General features: G+C 67.0%; 17 protein-coding genes. 11 read left to right on the top strand and 6 right to left on the bottom strand.

Translation table 11 applies throughout. The features are described from left to right. The first annotated feature begins 5 nt into the window (after positions 1-5). The 6 genes from GS4_RS06160 to msrA all read left to right on the top strand — a co-directional run bounded on the left by GS4_RS06160 (position 6) and on the right by msrA (position 5,625). A complete protein-coding gene (locus GS4_RS06160) occupies positions 6-1,292 on the top strand; it encodes an ATP-grasp domain-containing protein (RefSeq protein WP_007618621.1) in 1,287 nt (428 codons plus the stop codon). A gap of 3 nt (positions 1,293-1,295) precedes the next feature. Then, a complete protein-coding gene (locus GS4_RS06155; RefSeq protein ID WP_007618620.1) occupies positions 1,296-2,585 on the top strand; it encodes an MFS transporter in 1,290 nt (429 codons plus the stop codon). 53 nt (positions 2,586-2,638) lie between these two features. Beyond that, entirely contained in the window at positions 2,639-3,421 is a 783-nt protein-coding gene (locus tag GS4_RS06150) for an NAD(P)-binding domain-containing protein (RefSeq protein WP_007618619.1), read from the top strand. Between the two features lie 118 nt (positions 3,422-3,539). Beyond that, positions 3,540-4,430, top strand: a complete 891-nt coding sequence (locus GS4_RS06145) for a hypothetical protein (RefSeq protein WP_007618618.1) — start codon at positions 3,540-3,542, stop codon at positions 4,428-4,430. A gap of 134 nt (positions 4,431-4,564) precedes the next feature. After that, positions 4,565-5,086 (top strand): peptide-methionine (R)-S-oxide reductase MsrB, encoded by a 522-nt coding sequence (gene msrB, locus GS4_RS06140; RefSeq protein ID WP_007618616.1) that lies wholly within the window; start codon positions 4,565-4,567, stop codon positions 5,084-5,086. Then, positions 5,083-5,625, top strand: a complete 543-nt coding sequence (msrA, locus tag GS4_RS06135) for a peptide-methionine (S)-S-oxide reductase MsrA (RefSeq protein ID WP_007618615.1) — start codon at positions 5,083-5,085, stop codon at positions 5,623-5,625. Before msrB ends, msrA begins: the two co-directional genes overlap by 4 nt. 101 nt (positions 5,626-5,726) lie before the next feature. On the opposite strand, the gene GS4_RS06130 is transcribed toward msrA, so the two are convergent. The 6 genes from GS4_RS06130 to GS4_RS06105 all read right to left on the bottom strand — a co-directional run bounded on the left by GS4_RS06130 (position 5,727) and on the right by GS4_RS06105 (position 11,342). After that, positions 5,727-6,599 carry an HTD2 family dehydratase gene (locus tag GS4_RS06130; protein WP_007618613.1) on the bottom strand — a complete coding sequence of 291 codons (873 nt, stop codon included), beginning with the start codon at positions 6,597-6,599 and terminating at the stop codon, positions 5,727-5,729. A gap of 24 nt (positions 6,600-6,623) precedes the next feature. Then, entirely contained in the window at positions 6,624-7,781 is a 1,158-nt protein-coding gene (locus tag GS4_RS06125) for an acyl-CoA dehydrogenase family protein (protein WP_007618611.1), read from the bottom strand. A gap of 66 nt (positions 7,782-7,847) precedes the next feature. After that, positions 7,848-8,282 carry a hydroxyphenylacetyl-CoA thioesterase PaaI gene (gene paaI, locus GS4_RS06120; RefSeq protein ID WP_040509727.1) on the bottom strand — a complete coding sequence of 145 codons (435 nt, stop codon included), beginning with the start codon at positions 8,280-8,282 and terminating at the stop codon, positions 7,848-7,850. After that, complete coding sequence (locus tag GS4_RS06115; protein WP_007618602.1) at positions 8,279-8,593, bottom strand: EthD family reductase; 315 nt, start codon at positions 8,591-8,593, stop codon at positions 8,279-8,281. Before GS4_RS06115 ends, paaI begins: the two co-directional genes overlap by 4 nt. Further along, positions 8,590-10,629 carry a phenylacetic acid degradation bifunctional protein PaaZ gene (gene paaZ / locus GS4_RS06110; protein ID WP_007618601.1) on the bottom strand — a complete coding sequence of 680 codons (2,040 nt, stop codon included), beginning with the start codon at positions 10,627-10,629 and terminating at the stop codon, positions 8,590-8,592. Before paaZ ends, GS4_RS06115 begins: the two co-directional genes overlap by 4 nt. 101 nt (positions 10,630-10,730) lie before the next feature. Next, positions 10,731-11,342, bottom strand: coding sequence for a TetR/AcrR family transcriptional regulator (locus tag GS4_RS06105; protein WP_040509773.1), 612 nt, complete (start codon positions 11,340-11,342; stop codon positions 10,731-10,733). 114 nt (positions 11,343-11,456) lie between these two features. Here GS4_RS06105 and GS4_RS06100 point away from each other — a divergent pair, with 114 nt between their 5' ends. The 5 genes from GS4_RS06100 to paaA all read left to right on the top strand — a co-directional run. Then, on the top strand, positions 11,457-12,707 hold the full coding sequence (locus tag GS4_RS06100; protein ID WP_007618599.1) for a thiolase family protein: 1,251 nt from the start codon (positions 11,457-11,459) through the stop codon (positions 12,705-12,707). Then, positions 12,704-13,456 carry an enoyl-CoA hydratase/isomerase family protein gene (locus GS4_RS06095; protein WP_007618598.1) on the top strand — a complete coding sequence of 251 codons (753 nt, stop codon included), beginning with the start codon at positions 12,704-12,706 and terminating at the stop codon, positions 13,454-13,456. The genes GS4_RS06100 and GS4_RS06095 overlap by 4 nt, the downstream gene beginning before the upstream one ends. Continuing rightward, the gene (locus GS4_RS06090; protein ID WP_007618597.1) at positions 13,453-14,316 is read left to right on the top strand and encodes a 3-hydroxyacyl-CoA dehydrogenase family protein; all 864 of its coding nucleotides are present in this window, start codon (positions 13,453-13,455) and stop codon (positions 14,314-14,316) included. Before GS4_RS06095 ends, GS4_RS06090 begins: the two co-directional genes overlap by 4 nt. Beyond that, positions 14,313-15,089 (top strand): enoyl-CoA hydratase-related protein, encoded by a 777-nt coding sequence (locus GS4_RS06085; protein ID WP_007618596.1) that lies wholly within the window; start codon positions 14,313-14,315, stop codon positions 15,087-15,089. Before GS4_RS06090 ends, GS4_RS06085 begins: the two co-directional genes overlap by 4 nt. Positions 15,090-15,165: 76 nt before the next feature. Further along, positions 15,166-16,007 (top strand): 1,2-phenylacetyl-CoA epoxidase subunit PaaA (gene paaA / locus GS4_RS06080; RefSeq protein WP_007618584.1); only part of this gene is annotated, 842 nt, incomplete at its 3' end.

Below are 16,007 nucleotides of genomic sequence, written 5' to 3'. Positions count from 1 at the left end.
TAGCCATGACCACCACACCTGCAACGGCAAGCGCCGCCTTCACCAGCAACTCGACCGCCCCCGGCGTCATCGTCGATGGATACGGAACCGGCAACTACGTCAGTGACGCCTTCGCAGCCCTGGGGGCCGATCTCGTGCACGTGCAGAGTTCCAGGGACCCGATCACGCGGATGGTGCAGCCAGATCTCACCAAGTACTCAGCCGCCATGGTCTACGAGGCCGGTGTCACCGAACACGAGCTCGCCGAGATCGGCGTCAGCTTTGTCGTTCCCGGCCAGGAACCCGGAGTCAATCTCGCCGACCAGCTGAGCGAAGCGCTGGGTGTACGCACCAACGGCACCGAACTCTCGGCGGCTCGTCGCAACAAGTTCGAGATGATCCGCGCCGTCGCCGAGGCGGGTCTCCTCACCGCACGGCAACTGATCGTGTCCGATCCTGCCGAGGCAGTCGCGTGGGCGGAGACCGTCGGTGGATGGCCCTGCGTGGCCAAACCGCTTGCGTCCGCGTCGACCGACTCGGTCTCCATCTGCAACAACGCGGCAGAACTCGAGTCAGGGGTTCGTGCCGTGCTCAACAGCACGACAGTCTTCAACTTCGACAACAACGATGTGCTCATACAGTCTTATCTCAGCGGAACCGAGTACATCGTCGACACCGTCAGCCTCGACGGGGAGTCGCATGTCTGCGGAGTCTGGCAGTACGAGAAGACGTTGCTGCCCAATGGAAAACCGATCTACAACCGGGACATCCTGGTGGCCGAGAACGACCCGGTGGTCACCGTATTGACCGAGTACACCCGTCGGGTACTCGACGCAGTGGGTATCGACAACGGTCCCGCACACACCGAGATCATGCTCACCGAAGACGGCCCGGCGCTCATCGAGGTCGGTGCGCGAACCAACGGAAACATGCATCCTGAATTCCATGACCGCTGCCTGGGGACGAACGCGGCACGGTTGACGGCGGAGGTCTACCTCGAACCGGCACAGTTCTCCGCACGCTATGCGGGCCGGACCTATTCACGGCAGCAGCCCGCCGTCGTGTACAACGTGCCCACGTCGCAGTCGGGCACGATCGTCGGCGTCGACGACGAAGTGGTCGCCCGGATCCGAGGCCGGGAATCGGTGTTCGGCGTGACTGTGAAACGTCACCCAGGCGATGTCCTGGTTCCGACCCACGACTTGCTGACCAGTCCGATCCGGGTCTTCATGACCTCGGACGATCAGGGGGTCCTCGACGACGACTACCGGTTCGTCGAGTCGGTGAGCGACGACGTCTTCGCGCTGAGGTGACCCGTGAGTCAAACGCTGACCGAGCGACTCCGCAGTCTCGCCCCCATCCGAGGGCTGCTGATCGCCATCACGGCCTCACGGTGTGCCGTCCTGCTGTTTCCGTTCTACGGGGCGTACCTCGCCCAACACGACGATGCCATCACACCGGCATACATCGGGCTCATCGTCGGGGCATTCGGGGCCGGCGCTCTGGTCGGCGACCTCGCGGTGGGCTGGCTGACCAGGCTGGTCTCCGAGAGAAATGCCGCGGTGGCGGGGCTGTTCGGGGTCGCCGTGGCCGTCTCCGCGATCGCATTGGTCGACAACGTCTGGCTGCTCATCCCACTGACCGCCGCGTGGGGTGCCTGCTACGAACTCGTCAATCCCATCTCCAACACCATGGTCTCGCGGGCCTACCGTGGTGAGGCCGCGCGATTCGGGTTTGCCGCTCTCAGGCTTGCGGTCAATGTCGGAATGGCCATCGGGCCGGTCGTGGCCGGGGTCATCTACCACTATGATCCGAATCTGTTGCCATGGGGAACGGCGATCGGATTCGCCGTGGCCGCAGTGATCCTCGCGCGCACCAATCCAGTTCAAGCGCTGGAGCATGCTGCCGGCACCAACGGATACGACGAGATGGTCGACGATCGTCCCGACAACCGGACAGGGCTGGCGGCCTTCCTCGTCGCCACTCTGCCGATTCATGTCGTGTACGCGTTCCCGTCGACGGTGGTGAGCATCTACGTCGTCACCGAACTCGGGTATTCGTCGATGTGGGTCAGTGCTGTCTTCGCTCTCAACGCGGCTCTGGTGATCACCTGCGAGATCGCCCTGAACCACGCCACCGCTGGTGTACGTCGCAAGTGGATACTCCTGGCCGGTTTCGCCTTCGGAATCGGTGGGTTCGGACTCATGGGTGCCGGCGTGGAACACGCGTGGCTGTTGCTCGTTGCCACGGCGATCTGGACCATCGGTGAGATGATCGTCTATCCGGTGATGACCGAGCAGGTCACCGCAACCACGTCCGCTCGCACCCGTGCCCGCGGGATGGGTTGGTACACAGCGACGATGAACGTCGGAGTGATCGTTGCCCCGATCGCCTTCCTGCCGCTGCTCCGCGAGATCGGCCCGGTTCCGTCGTGGTTGTCCGCCAGCGGTCTCCTGCTGGTCGGGATGGTGGCGTCCGCCCTGATCTCCAGCAGGCCCGGACTGTGGGGGGCAGACTCGAGAACGGATGAGGACGATCGCGTGGACTCCGAGCGGCCCTTCGACGTCGCGATGGGAACCGCCGCGCGATCATCTGCCGCCAACTAGGGCGGTCAGACCGCCCAGCGGATCATCGTGGATCGAGACACGAGGAAGGACACATGACTCACCGGATCGGGATCATCGGGGTCGGGGAGATCGCCGAGGCGATCGTCGACGGCTGGCGTCGGGTCGATCTCGACGCACAGATCTTCCTGTCGCCACGGAACAGCGGCACCGCTGCCCGTTTGGCAGCCGAGAGTGCCGACGTCGAGGTCTGCTCGGACAATCAAGAGGTCGTCGACCGCAGCGACATCGTCCTACTGACGGTCGGGGCGCCTGTGGCGTCCGACGTTCTCGCGAATCTGACCGTCCCGCAGGGACATACGGTCATCAGCGCGGTTGCGGGACTCTCGTGCGCAGACCTCGCCGCGTTGCTACCCGAGAAACCGACCGTGGTGCGGGTGATCCCACTGCCTGCCGTGCGGTCGGGACGCGGGATCACCGCGGTGTTTCCTCACCATCGTGTGACCGAGCAACTGTTCGAGGTACTCGGCACCACGATCGTGGCCGACACCGAGACCCAGTTCAGCGCCTTGTCCGCGGCGACGGCCTCGATCTCGAGTCACCTCACGTATCTCGCCACCATCAGCGGTTGGCTGCGACGGCAGGGCTGGGAACTCGCCGATGCCGAGCGGTTCGTCCGTGAGATGTACACCGGGCTCGGTCCCGCCTTGGTGGACCCCTACACCCCGCTCGCCGACCTGGTCCTGGCGCACGAGACCCCCGCTGGGATCAACGAAGCGCTCCGCAAGGACTGGATCGGCGACGATGACAGAGCGCGCCTCGAGCAGGCACTCGGTCGCATCCTGACCCGAGTGACGACGCCGCGCGACGTCCAGTGAGCGGCCCCGGGGACACCCTCGTCATCCGATCAGCCGACAACACCGTCGGTCGGGTCCGATCCGATCCCCATCGTGCTGCAGACTACGACCATTCATCGGTGATCAGCAGGGGGTCGGGATGGTCGGGGTTCGTCGTCTGGTGGTCGCGGTGGCGATCGCAGTTCTCGCGGTGGTGGGTGCAGTCGTCGCCCCCAGCGCTTCACCCGTCGCGCACGCCGCGACCAACTGCTCGACGCTGCCGTCACGGATCGCAGCCACCAACGCCGATGCTCGCAACTACAACGCACAGGTCGCCGCGCTGAACGCGCGCGGTGGCGGCACCCCGGGGCAGGTCGCGTACTACCGCTCCTGGAAGGCGCGCGGCAATGCGCACCAGGGAGCACTCCGCGCTGAACTGGCTCGCTGCCAGTCCCAGGGGCAGCTGACCGGGATCCGCCCGCCCAGTGGGCCGGGCACCACGGTCGCGCCCCCGCGGACCACGCCGCCCCGCCCCGCGCCGCGTCAGACCAACCCGACGCCCGGGTTCGCCCCTCCACAGAACTACGCACGTGGTGCGGGAGTGGTCAGCGACCGCACGACCGCGGGCGGCACGCGCGAGGTCCGTTTCCGCGACGGCGGCACGGTCTCCGTGTGGGGCCTACGTGGCGGACGGTCGTCGGGCATCACCGGCTACGTGTCCATCGGCATGCGTGACCGGGGCACCGCGCCGGTCCGGCAGATCACGCCGCGAGGCCTGGCCGGCAAGTACAGCGTCCGTGGTCAGCTCCTCGCGAACAGACTCGGCGGCCTCGGCGGCGATGCACGCAACATCGTGCCGATAACGCCGCGTGCCAATGCGCAGAAGGCTGCGGTCGAGGGCCAGGTCTACCGCGCGCTCCAGACGTGCCGCGGGGGCAAGGTCAACTACACCGTGCTGCCGGTCTACGGCCGGTCCGCCGCACCCGAGCGGCTCATCGTCCGCGCGACCGGCTGCGGGCTCGATGTCCAGCGAATGATCCCGAACGTCTGAGAAGTCCCTGGTCGGGGCAATCTCCTCCGCATAGTTCTCCGCCCGGCGCCGTATCGACTCCCGACGGGACCAAATCGCGTCACGATGGTGTTGTGCAGTGTGACGCCGCAGCCAGCGGCGCCGAAGGAGGAGATGTGAGCAACTCATACCGCAAGACGACCGAAGCCGTCGAGCGCCTGACGCCCGACCAGCACCGCGTCACGCAGAAGGACGGCACCGAGCCGGCCTTCCGCAACGAGTACTGGGACAACCACGAGGCCGGACTCTACGTCGACATCGTCTCCGGGCAACCGCTGTTCTCGTCGACCGACAAGTACGACAGCGGAACCGGATGGCCGAGCTTCACCAAGCCGGTGGACACCGATGCGGTGACGACCACGACCGACCGGAAGCTGTTCATGCGCCGCACCGAGGTGCGTTCGGCCGGTGCCGACAGCCACCTGGGCCACGTCTTCGACGACGGCCCGCGCGACGCGGGCGGCCAGCGCTACTGCATGAACTCGGCAGCGCTGCGTTTCGTCCCGGTCGCCGACCTCGATGCCGAGGGATACGGCGAGTACCGCGACCTGTTCGCGCCGGTTGTCGACGAACTCACCGACACCGAGCCCGCCGAGACCGCCCCGACCGAGACCCCAACCGAAAGGGATGCCTCATGACCACCGACACCGGACAGATCACCCAGCGCCCCGGCGCCGAGACCGCGGTCCTCGCCGGCGGTTGCTTCTGGGGGGTGGAGGATCTCATCCGCCGACAGCCGGGAGTGCTCGACACCCGTGCCGGATACATCGGCGGCAGCAACGATCACGCCACCTACCGCAACCACCCCGGGCATGCGGAGGCGGTCGAGATCGTGTTCGACCCGACGCAGACGACGTATCGGGACATACTGGCGTTCTTCTTCCAGATCCACGACCCGACAACGCGCGACCGGCAGGGCAACGACATCGGTTCGAGCTATCGGTCGGCGATCTTCCCGGTGACGCCGGAGCAGGAGAAGGTGGCCAGGGAGACGATCGCGGATGTGGATGCGTCCGGCCTGTGGCCGGGTCCGGCGGTCACGACGATCGAGACCGCAGGTCCGTTCTGGGAGGCCGAGCCCGAGCACCAGGACTACCTGATCCGCAACCCGAACGGCTACACCTGTCACTTCCCGCGCGCGGGTTGGGTGCTGCCGAAGCGGGCCGAGTCCCACTAATCGACCCATCTCGGTGATCGGTCGAGTCGCACCGATCGGCTGAGTGAATGCCAGGCGCCCATCGCTTTTCGGCGGTGGGCGTCTGGCATTCTGTGTCGAACTCAGCCGAATCGGCCGGTCGCCCTGACGTGTTCGATGCCGTCGCCGGTGACCACACGCATCGTCACGGTGTCGCCATCCGGGCGTGCTTCCGCCCTGAATCGATCTCCCAGGAAGATCGGTCGGGTCAGCCGGAACGTGAACTCTCGCAACTGACGTCGTCCTCGGAGTCGGGCGAGATCGGCCAGATAGGTGGCGAGCAGCGGGCCGTGCACGACGATGTCGGGATACCCCTCGACGTCGGAGACATAGGGCCGGTCGTAGTGGATGCGGTGCGAATTCGATGTCAGCGCCGAGTATCGGAACAGTGTGGTCGCCTCCGGTGCGGGCTCCGCCGACCACGGTGCGTCGCCGGTCACGAGGTCTGCCTCGGCGCGCCGGTACGGGCGGGATGCGGACCGATCGCTGCGATACACGATGGTCTGGTCCTCGGTGACGCACAGGTCGCCGTCCTGCCGGTACTCACTGCGCACGGTGACGAACAGCATGGCGCCGCTGCGTCCGTGCTTGATCTCCAGACGCTCGACGCCGGAACGCTTCTCGGTGACTCCACCGAGCCGGAGCGGCCGCGTGACCGTCATCGTCGACCCCGCGAACATCCGGCGACGATGGGGGATCGGCGGCAGGAAGTGGCCGTGTTCGGGATGGCCGTCTGCGCCGAGGGCTGCAGTGGGGGGCCAGTCCGGGAAGAACACCCACTGCCAGGGAACCGGCAATTCGTCTCCGGCGGAGTAGGTTCCGTCCAGATCGAGCGTGGCCGCCAGCCGATTAGCCTGGCGCGGATCGAGCGGGTCGTCCTCGATGGTCGGCGTGGGATGCCAGCCCTCTATGGAACTCTTCAGCGCGGCGATCCCGGCGTCGGACTCACCCACCACGGACTCCTCTCGATCGCGGGGCGTTCAGATGTCGAGGCCACCGCGGGCGATCAGCTGCTTCGCGATGACGTTCTGTTGGATCTCGTTGGTACCTTCGCCGACGATCATCAGCGGGGCATCGCGAAAGTACCGTTCCACCTCGTACTCGGTCGAATAGCCGTAGCCACCGTGGATTCGGACCGCATCGAGCGCGATCTCCATGGCGACCTCGGACGCGAACAGCTTGGCCATCCCCGCCTCCATGTCGCATCGCGCTCCGGTGTCGAGCCGTTCGGCGGCATCGAGGAGCAGGCTGCGGGCCGCCGAGAGCTTGGTCGCCATGGTCGCCAGCATGTTGCCGACCGACTGATGCCGCCAGATCGGCTGACCGAAGCTCTCGCGGTCCTGCGCATAGCGCAGTGCATCGTCGAGGGCTGCGCGGGCTACTCCGGTCGCTCGGGCGGCCACCTGGAGTCGCCCGACCTCGAGACCCTTCATCATCTGGGCGAAACCCTGTCCCGCGACACCACCCAGCAGCGCGTCGGCCTGAACGCGGGCGTCGACGAAGGAGAGTTCGCAACTCTCGACTCCCTTGTATCCGAGCTTCGGGAGGTCTCTGGAGACCGTGAATCCCGGGACCTTCTCGACGAGCAGGATGGAGACTCCCCGATGGGCAGGCTCCGCGCGCGGGTCGGTCTTGCACAGCAGGGCCACGAGGTCGGACCTCCGGGCGTTGCTGATCCACGTCTTCGAGCCGTTGACGACGAATCCGTCGGCGTCCTTTGTCGCGACGGTCCGGATGGCCTGGAGGTCGGAACCGCCGCCGGGCTCGGTGAGGGCCATCGTCGCGCGGAGTTCGCCCGTGGACATCCGGGGTAGATACTTCTGCTTCTGGGCGTCGGTCCCGAACGCCGACAACAGTTTCGCGACGACGGTGTGCCCACCCATCGCGCCGGCCAGGCTCATCCACCCCCGTGCCAGCTCCTCGGTCACCTGCACATAGCAGGGGGTCGACACCGCGGCCTCCCCGTACGGTTCGGGGATCGCCAGGCCGAACACCCCGAGTTCCTTCATCGCCGAGATGAGCGCTTCGGGGTACTCGTTCGCGTGTTCGAGGTCGCGGACCACAGGTCGCACGCGACCGTCGACGAAGTCGCGCACCGTCGCGACGATTGCCTGCTCCTCCGGGGACAAGGAGATCATCGTCGCAGCCTATCGCCGCACCCGCCCGAATCCGTAGAAGTTCCTCCCGGAAACCGGGAACTCGCTCTACCGATTCGGGGGCGCGGGGATCGTCCGACTGTCCCCCCGGAACTCGGCCACCACCTGCTCGCCGACGGTCACCGTCACGTCGTACAGACCGTTACGGCCGAATCGGGAACGCTCGGTCGCGGTCGCGACCAGGACGTCGCCGACGCGGGTGGGTCGCAGGTATCGGATGTCGGCGCGGGCGGCGACCGCCGAGTCCTCGTAGCTGTTGCAGGCCAGCGCGAACGTCGTGTCCGCGACCAGGAACACATATCCGCCGTGGGTGATCCCGTACCCGTTGACCATCGCCTCGGTGACGGTCAATGTGGTCTGTGCATGCCCGGCGCCGAGGTCGACGAGTTCGATGCCGAGCGCCTTCGATGCGCAGTCGGAGTCGAACATGGCCCGCGCAACCGCATGGTCGCGCGGACCCGCCGACTGATCGGTGGTCGTCATGGACCGACGGTCTCTTCCTCGGTGACGAACAGCGTCGCGCCTCCCGAGGCGAAGTTCTTCACGTCGGCGCCTGCCGCACCCATCTCGGGCGACGTCAGGCCCGCCTGCAGCGCGTCGCGGTCCGCGAAGTAGAGCCCGGCGACGGCGTAGTAGGGCGGCTCGGAGCCGTCGAGCGAACTGACCTTGCCGTAGGTGTACTGCTGCAGCCCGGGCACCTGATTGGCCAGTGGGATGTGCACGTTCTGATAGTGGTCGTCGAAAGCCGCTGCATCGGTCGGCTTCCCGTAACAGACGGAGACCCGAATGGTCATGAGTCATCTCCCTTCGCGACGAGCGTGAGCACGTCATAGGTGGCAACCGGGTCGCCGCCCTGGTTGGTCACCACGGCGTCCCAGCGGACCTCACCGTAGTCGGCACTCTGTCGTGGTGTGATCTGCTTGGCCGTCAGGGTGACGGTCAGGCTGTCCTCCGCCTTGACGGGGGTGAGGAACCGTAGACCGTCGACGCCGAAGTTGGCCAACACAGGTCCCGGTGCGGGATCGACGAACAGCCCGGCTGCCAGGGACACCACCAGGTAACCGTGCGCCACGATCCCGCCGAACAGTGGATTTGCGGCCGCTGCCTCGGGATCGGTGTGGGCATAGAAGGTGTCGCCGGTGAACTCGGCGAAATGGTCGATGTCCGCGCGGGTCACCTGCCGAGGACCGCCGACGATGGTGTCGCCCAACTGCAGTTCGGCCAGGTTCTTGCGGAACGGGTGGACATCCCCCTCGGTGCGCTGCGCGCCCGCGACCCACTTGTGTCCGACCGCGGTCAGGACGTCGGGTGTGCCCTGCACGGCAGTGCGCTGCATGTGGTGGAGGACGCCGCGGATGCCGCCGAGTTCTTCGCCGCCGCCGGCTCGACCCGGACCACCGTGGACGAGTACCGGGAGCGGCGAGCCGTGTCCGGTCGACTCTTTCGCGTCGTCGCTGTTCAGGACGAGGACACGACCGTGGTACGGCGCCAGGCCGAGCACGATCTCACGTGCGATCGCCGCGTCCTTGGTGACGACCGAGGCGACCAGGCTGCCCTGCCCGCGTGCCGCCAGGTCGATGACGTCGGCGGTGTCGTCGTATCCGATGACCGTCGAGACCGGACCGAAGGCCTCGATCTCGTGTGGCTCGACCGCGGTCTTGTCATCCGCGCGCAGCAGGATGGGGGAGAGGAATGCGCCTTTTGCGTGATCGGCGTCGACGAGGTCGACATGATCGGGGTCGCCGAAGACGATCTGCGCCGACTTGGTCAGCCCGCGCAGCGATTTGAGCACCTCGTCGCGCTGCTCGACGCTTGCCAGCGCACCCATGCGCACGCCCTCCGACGTCGGGTTGCCGACGACAACCCCGGCCAACCGCGCGCTCGCGGCGTCGATGACCGCGTCGACCTGACCGTTGGGGACGAGTGCCCGTCGGATCGCAGTGCACTTCTGGCCGGCCTTCACCGTCATCTCGGTGACCAGTTGCTTGACGAACAGCTCGAACTCGGGGTCTTCCGGCGTGACGTCGGGTCCCAGTATCGATGCGTTGAGCGAGTCTGCCTCGGCGGTGAAGTGCACACCGTCTTCGACCACGCGCGGGTGTGCGCGCAACAGCGCTGCGGTGTCCGCGGAGCCGGTGAAGGCCACCGAGTCCTGACCGCCGAGATGATCGAGCAGATCCCGTGCGCTGCCCGAGATCAGCTGCACCGAGCCGTCCGGCAGCAGTCCGGTCTCGATGATGCGGCGGAAGACCAGCTCGGTCAGGTAGGCGGTCTGACTGGCGGGCTTGATGATCGAGGGGACGCCTGCGATGAACGCGGGTGCGAGCTTCTCGAGGAATCCCCACACCGGGAAGTTGAAGGCGTTGATCTGTACCGCGACACCGTGCCGGGGCGTGTAGATGTGCTGGCCGAGGAACGTGCCCTGCTTGCCCAGTTGCTCCACGGCGCCGTCGAGATACACGGAGTCGTTGGGGAGTTCGCGGCGCGCCTTGCTCGCGTAGCTCAGGACCGTGCCGATGCCGCCGTCGATGTCCACCGCCGAATCCCGTGCGGTGGCACCGGTCGACGCCGACAGCTCGTAGAACTCGTCCTTACCCGCCATCAGGGTCAGGCCCAGTTGCTTGAGGAGCGCGGCGCGCTCGTGGAAGGTCAGTGCGCGCAGCGCCGGACCGCCGACCTGTCGGGCGTGGTCGACCATACCGGCGACGTCGAGCCCGGCCGACGAGATGCGGGCCACCTCACTCCCGTCGACGGCGCTCGCCAGGGGTGTGCCCGCGTCCTCCGCGGTGAACCACGCACCCTGCGCATAGCTCTCGAGTAGTCTGCTCACGTCAACTCCATCCACCGTACGTTCGGTCGGTAATTACCATCGCTGCGAACTGTGGACGTTGTCAAGGTGTGGTGTGTGCCGCGCCGGTCCGGGGGCGTGCGTCAGGTGCGGCGCAACCCGTCGAAGGTCAGTGCGACGACGGCGTCGGCGATCTCGGTCGACGATCCGCTGCTGCGGGGTCGATACCACTCGATCAGCGAGTTCACCGTGCCGAAGAGCAGGCGGGACAGCAGGTGCGGGTCGATGCCGATGGCCAGGTCTCCCTCGTCGGCGGCCGCCACCGCGAGTCCGGAGACGAACTCGTCGAACTCGCGCCGACGGGCGAGTGCGCGGCGCTCGACCGCGCTGTTGCCGCGGACGCGTAGCAGCAGGGTGACGTAGGGGAGCTCGGCCACCAGGATCTCGACACTGCGTCGGACCAGGTATTCCAGACGCTCGATGGACGGCCCCTCGGTGGCGCCGGCCTCGGTGGTGACCGCGAAGAGCGCGTTGAGCGCGCGGTTGAGGGCGAGTTCGAGGAGTTCTTCCTTGCCTGCGACGTGGTGATAGATCGACGACTTGCTGATCCCCAGCCGGTCGGCCAGCACGTCCATGCTGGTTCCGTCGTAGCCCTTGTCGTTGAACACCTTCACCGCGACGGCGAGCAGCGAGTCGAGGTCGTAGCCGGGTCGCCCGGGTCGACCGGTCCGCCGGGGGGTGCGTGCGCTGGTCATGTCGATCATCTTGACACCTGTTGGAGCAACTGCCACGCACCACCGTCTCGGGCGTGATCTTGATTACCGACCGAAAGGTTGGTTACTCTGACCCGGACGAGACAAGGAGTGACGGTGACTGAGGTCTTTCTGGTGGACGGGGCGAGAACCCCACAGGGCCGCTACGGCGGCGCGCTCTCCGGTGTGCGCCCCGATGATCTCGCCGCCACGGTGGTGGCCGAGGCGGTGCGCCGAGCGGGAGTTCCCGGGGATCTGGTCGACGAGGTGATCCTTGGCGCGGCCAACCAGGCCGGCGAAGACAACCGCAACGTCGCCCGGATGGCGGTGCTCCTCGCAGGGTTGCCCGACTCCGTCCCCGGCTACGCCGTGAACCGGCTGTGCGCCAGTGGCCTCACTGCGCTGGCGACGGCTGCGACCACCATCCGTGCCGGCGAGGCCGACATCATCGTCGCGGGTGGTGTCGAGTCGATGACGCGGGCTCCCTGGGTGACCGGCAAACCGTCGAAGGCCTGGGCCAAGCCGGGCGAATCGTATGACACCGCCCTCGGTTGGCGGTTCACCAATCCGGCTTTCAGCCGGCATGACCGAGATGTCACCCAAGTGCACGGGGCCGACGGCCTGACGCCGGATCATCGCCGGGTCACCCTTGCGATGGGTGAGACGGCCGAAGAGGTCGCAGTGGTCGAAGGGATCACCCGCGCCGAGAGTGACGCGTTCGCGCTGCGGAGTCAGCAGCGTGCGGCCGCCGCGGTGGACGCAGGCCGGTTCGAGGAGGAGATCGTGCCGGTTCAGGTTCCCGTCGGTCGTGGTCGTACGCAGCAGTTCGACGGCGACGAGACGCCGCGCCGGGACACGACTGCCGAGAAGCTGGCCGCGCTACCGACGATCTTCCGCGACGGTGGCATCGTCACCGCGGGTTCGTCGTCGCCGTTGACCGACGGTGCCGCGGCGCTGGTCGTTGCGAGCGAGGCAGCGGTTCGCGAGCACGGCCTCCGGGTCCGTGGGCGGATCGTCGGTTCGGCGAGCGCGGGCGTCGCGCCGAACGTGATGGGTCTCGGCCCGGTGCCGGCGACCCAGAAGGTGCTCGCCCGCGCCGGCTGGTCGGTCGACGACCTGGGGGCGGTCGAACTCAACGAGGCGTTCGCGGCGCAGTCGCTCGGCGTGATCCGACAGCTGAAGCTGGACGAGTCGATCGTCAACGCGGACGGCGGAGCGATCGCGCTCGGGCACCCGCTGGGGGCATCCGGTGCACGCATCGTGCTGACCCTGCTGGGGCGGATGGAGCGCGAAGGAGCCCGACGCGGTCTGGCAACTCTGTGTGTCGGTGTGGGACAGGGTGTCTCGATGTTGATCGAGGCACCGTGACCACTGAGACAACCGTGACCACGGAGACCACCGTGGACGTCGAGGACCGTGGCGATCGTGTCGTCGTCACGCTGGACCGTCCGGCGCACCGCAATGCCATCAACGCAGTGATGATCGCCGAGCTGCACGATGTCTGCGCGGCCGTCGAGCGCGATCCGAAGCCCGTCGTCCTCGTCGGCCGCGGCGAGCACTTCGCCGGTGGCGCCGACATCGCCGAGCTCCGCGAGCGCGAGCGAACCGAAGCCCTGGCCGGCATCAATCGCAATCTCTTCGATCGATTCGCGCGTCTGCCGCAGCCGACGATCGCCGCGGTCAGCGGTTACGCACTCGGCGGGGGCGCAGAGCTCACCTATGCCTGCGACATCCGGATCGCCACCCCGACGGCGGTGTTCGGCAATCCGGAGCCAGGGCTGGGCATCCTGGCCGCCGCGGGTGCGAGCTACCGGCTGCCGACACTCGTTGGCATGTCAGTCGCCAAGCAGGTGCTGCTCGGTGGTCGTTCGCTTGACGCAGAGGCTGCGCTCCGCGCAGGTCTGCTGCTCGAGATCGTCGACGATCACCTCGACGCCGCGCATCGACTCGTCGACCGGGTCGTGCGGCAGTCCGCCCTCGCCCTGCGGCTGACCAAGACGATCGTCGATGCACCTGGTGCGCACCCGTGGGCCGACGACATCGCGCAGGCGGTGCTGTTCGAGACCGAGGACAAACGGGACCGCATGATCGCGTTCCTGGAGAGGAAGAAGCGATGACCGGAGTGCCAGATCGTGTCGGAGTGATCGGTGGCGGACGCATGGGCGCCGGTATCGCCCAGGTGTTCGCGACACTCGGATCGGAGGTGACCATCGCCGAGGCCGCGGATCAGTCCGCCGCCCTGGACCGGGTCACGACCGGTCTGCGACGCGCGCACGAGCGCGGCAAGCTCGACGGCCAGGACGTCGACACGGTGGCGGCCAAGGTGACCACCGTCGGCGGCCCACTCGAACTGCCCTCGGCGCTCGATCTCGTCGTCGAGGCCGTCCCGGAGATTCCCTCCCTGAAGGTCGACGTGCTGTCGGCCGTCGAGAAGGTCGTCGATCCGTCGACGATCATCGCCAGCAACACCAGTTCGATCTCCATCGCCGAACTCGGTTCCGCGCTCGAGGATTCCAGTCGCTTCATCGGTATGCACTTCTTCAATCCGGTGCCGGCGTCGGTGCTCGTGGAGATCATCCGCACCTCCTCCACGTCGACACCGGTCGTCGATGCCGTACGGGCCTGGGTCCAACTGCTCGGCAAGGCCGAGGTCCTGGTCAACGACTCTCCGGGGTTTGCGACCAGCCGACTCGGTGTGTGCCTGGGGCTGGAGGCGATGAGGATGCTGGAGGAGGGCGTCGCCGACGCCGAATCGATCGACCGCGCCATGGAACTCGGGTATCGGCATCCGATGGGACCGCTGCGCTCGACCGACCTCGTCGGACTCGACGTCCGGCTCGCGATCGCCGAACACCTCGCCCGGACGCTTGGGCCACGTTTCGAGCCGCCGCAGTTGCTGCGCGACAAAGTCGCCCGCGGCGAACTGGGCCGTAAGGCCGGCCGCGGATTCCACGAATGGGAAGGATCGTCATCATGACCGTCACGCTCGACATCTCCGAAGGCCTGGCCACGATCACGTTGGCGAGACCGGCCGCCCACAATGCACTGGACGAGGCGACGAAACTCGCCTTCGCCGAGGCGGTGCGTGGGGCAGCGGTACCCGAGGTGCGCGCCGTGTTGCTCACCGCGGAAGGGAAGAACTTCTGTGTGGGGCAGGATCTCGGCGATCACGTCGAGGCGCTGAACGCCGATCCGGCCACCGCGATGAACACCGTCGGTGACCACTACAACCCGTTGATCCGTGCTCTCGCCGCGATCGAGGTGCCCATCGTCGCCGCCATCCCGGGGGCGTGCGTGGGTGCCGGCTGGGGGATCGCACTCACCGCCGACATCCGGATCGCGGGTGAGAAGACCTCGTTCGCGACCGCGTTCACCGGTATCGGCCTGGCCGCGGATTCCGGCCTCACTCGGTCTCTCGTCGCGAACCTCGGGCCGGGGAGGGCTTCGGCCCTGCTCCTTCTCGGTGACAAGGTGTCCGCCGACCAGGCGCTCGGGTGGGGTCTGGTGCACCGCGTGGTCGCCGATGACGAGGTACGTGACGTCGCGTCGGCTCTGGCCCACGAGCTCGCGAACGGTCCGACACTCGCCTACCGGCAGGTCAAGTCGCTGGTGTCGGCCTCATCGACAGCTCTCGACACTGCCCTGGACCGCGAGTTCGATGCCCAGGTCACCCTCGGTGCGACCGCCGACCACAAGGCGGCCGTCGAGGCGTTTCTCGCCAAGGAGAAGCCGGTGTTCACCGGCCGCTGAGTTGGAATCCTTGTGTTCCAGCTCACTGTCGCGCATACTATTACCAACCGATCATTCGGTATTGAAAGTAGGATGAATGACCACGTCACAGCCCATGGACGTCGGCGCAGCAGAGCTCGAGAAGTACTTCGAGAAGACCATCGCCGACGATGCGCGGATCGAGCCGCGCGACTGGATGCCGGAGGGCTACCGCAAGTCGCTGATCCGTCAGGTCGCGCAGCACGCGCATTCGGAGATCATCGGTATGCAGCCGGAGGGCAACTGGCTGACCCGCGCGCCGTCGCTGCGTCGTAAGGCGATCCTGATGGCGAAGGTCCAGGACGAGGCGGGGCACGGCCTGTACCTCTACTCCGCGGCCGAGACGCTCGGCGCCGACCGTGCCGATCTGACGACCAAGCTCATCGAGGGCAAGCAGAAGTACTCGTCGATCTTCAACTACCCGACCCTCACCTACGCCGACGTCGGCACCATCGGGTGGCTGGTCGACGGTGCGGCGATCTGCAATCAGGTCCCGCTGTGCCGCAGCTCGTTCGGACCCTATGCCCGCGCGATGATCCGCGTGTGCAAGGAGGAGTCGTTCCACCAGCGGCAGGGCTACGAGTTGCTGACCACGATGATGCGCGGGACCGACGAGCAGCGCGCGATGGTGCAGGAATCCGTCGACCGCTGGTGGTGGCCGGCCCTGATGATGTTCGGTCCGCCGGACGACAAGTCGCCGAACACTGCGCAGTCGATGGCTTGGAAGATCAAACGGCACACCAACGACGAACTGCGACAACGCTTCGTCGACATGAGCATCCCGCAGGCAGAGGCGCTCGGCGTGACCTTTCCCGACCCCGATCTGGTGTGGAACGAGGACCGCGGTTCCTACGACTTCGGTGAACCCGACTGGAGCGAGTTCACCGAGGTGATCAAGGG

Origin of the sequence: Gordonia soli NBRC 108243 (assembly GCF_000334455.1) — a bacterium.
In the GTDB taxonomy this organism is placed as follows: Bacteria; Actinomycetota; Actinomycetes; order Mycobacteriales; family Mycobacteriaceae; genus Gordonia; species Gordonia soli.
The sequence above is the reverse complement of the archived record's forward strand: the minus strand, read 5'-3'. Positions and strand labels throughout refer to the sequence as shown.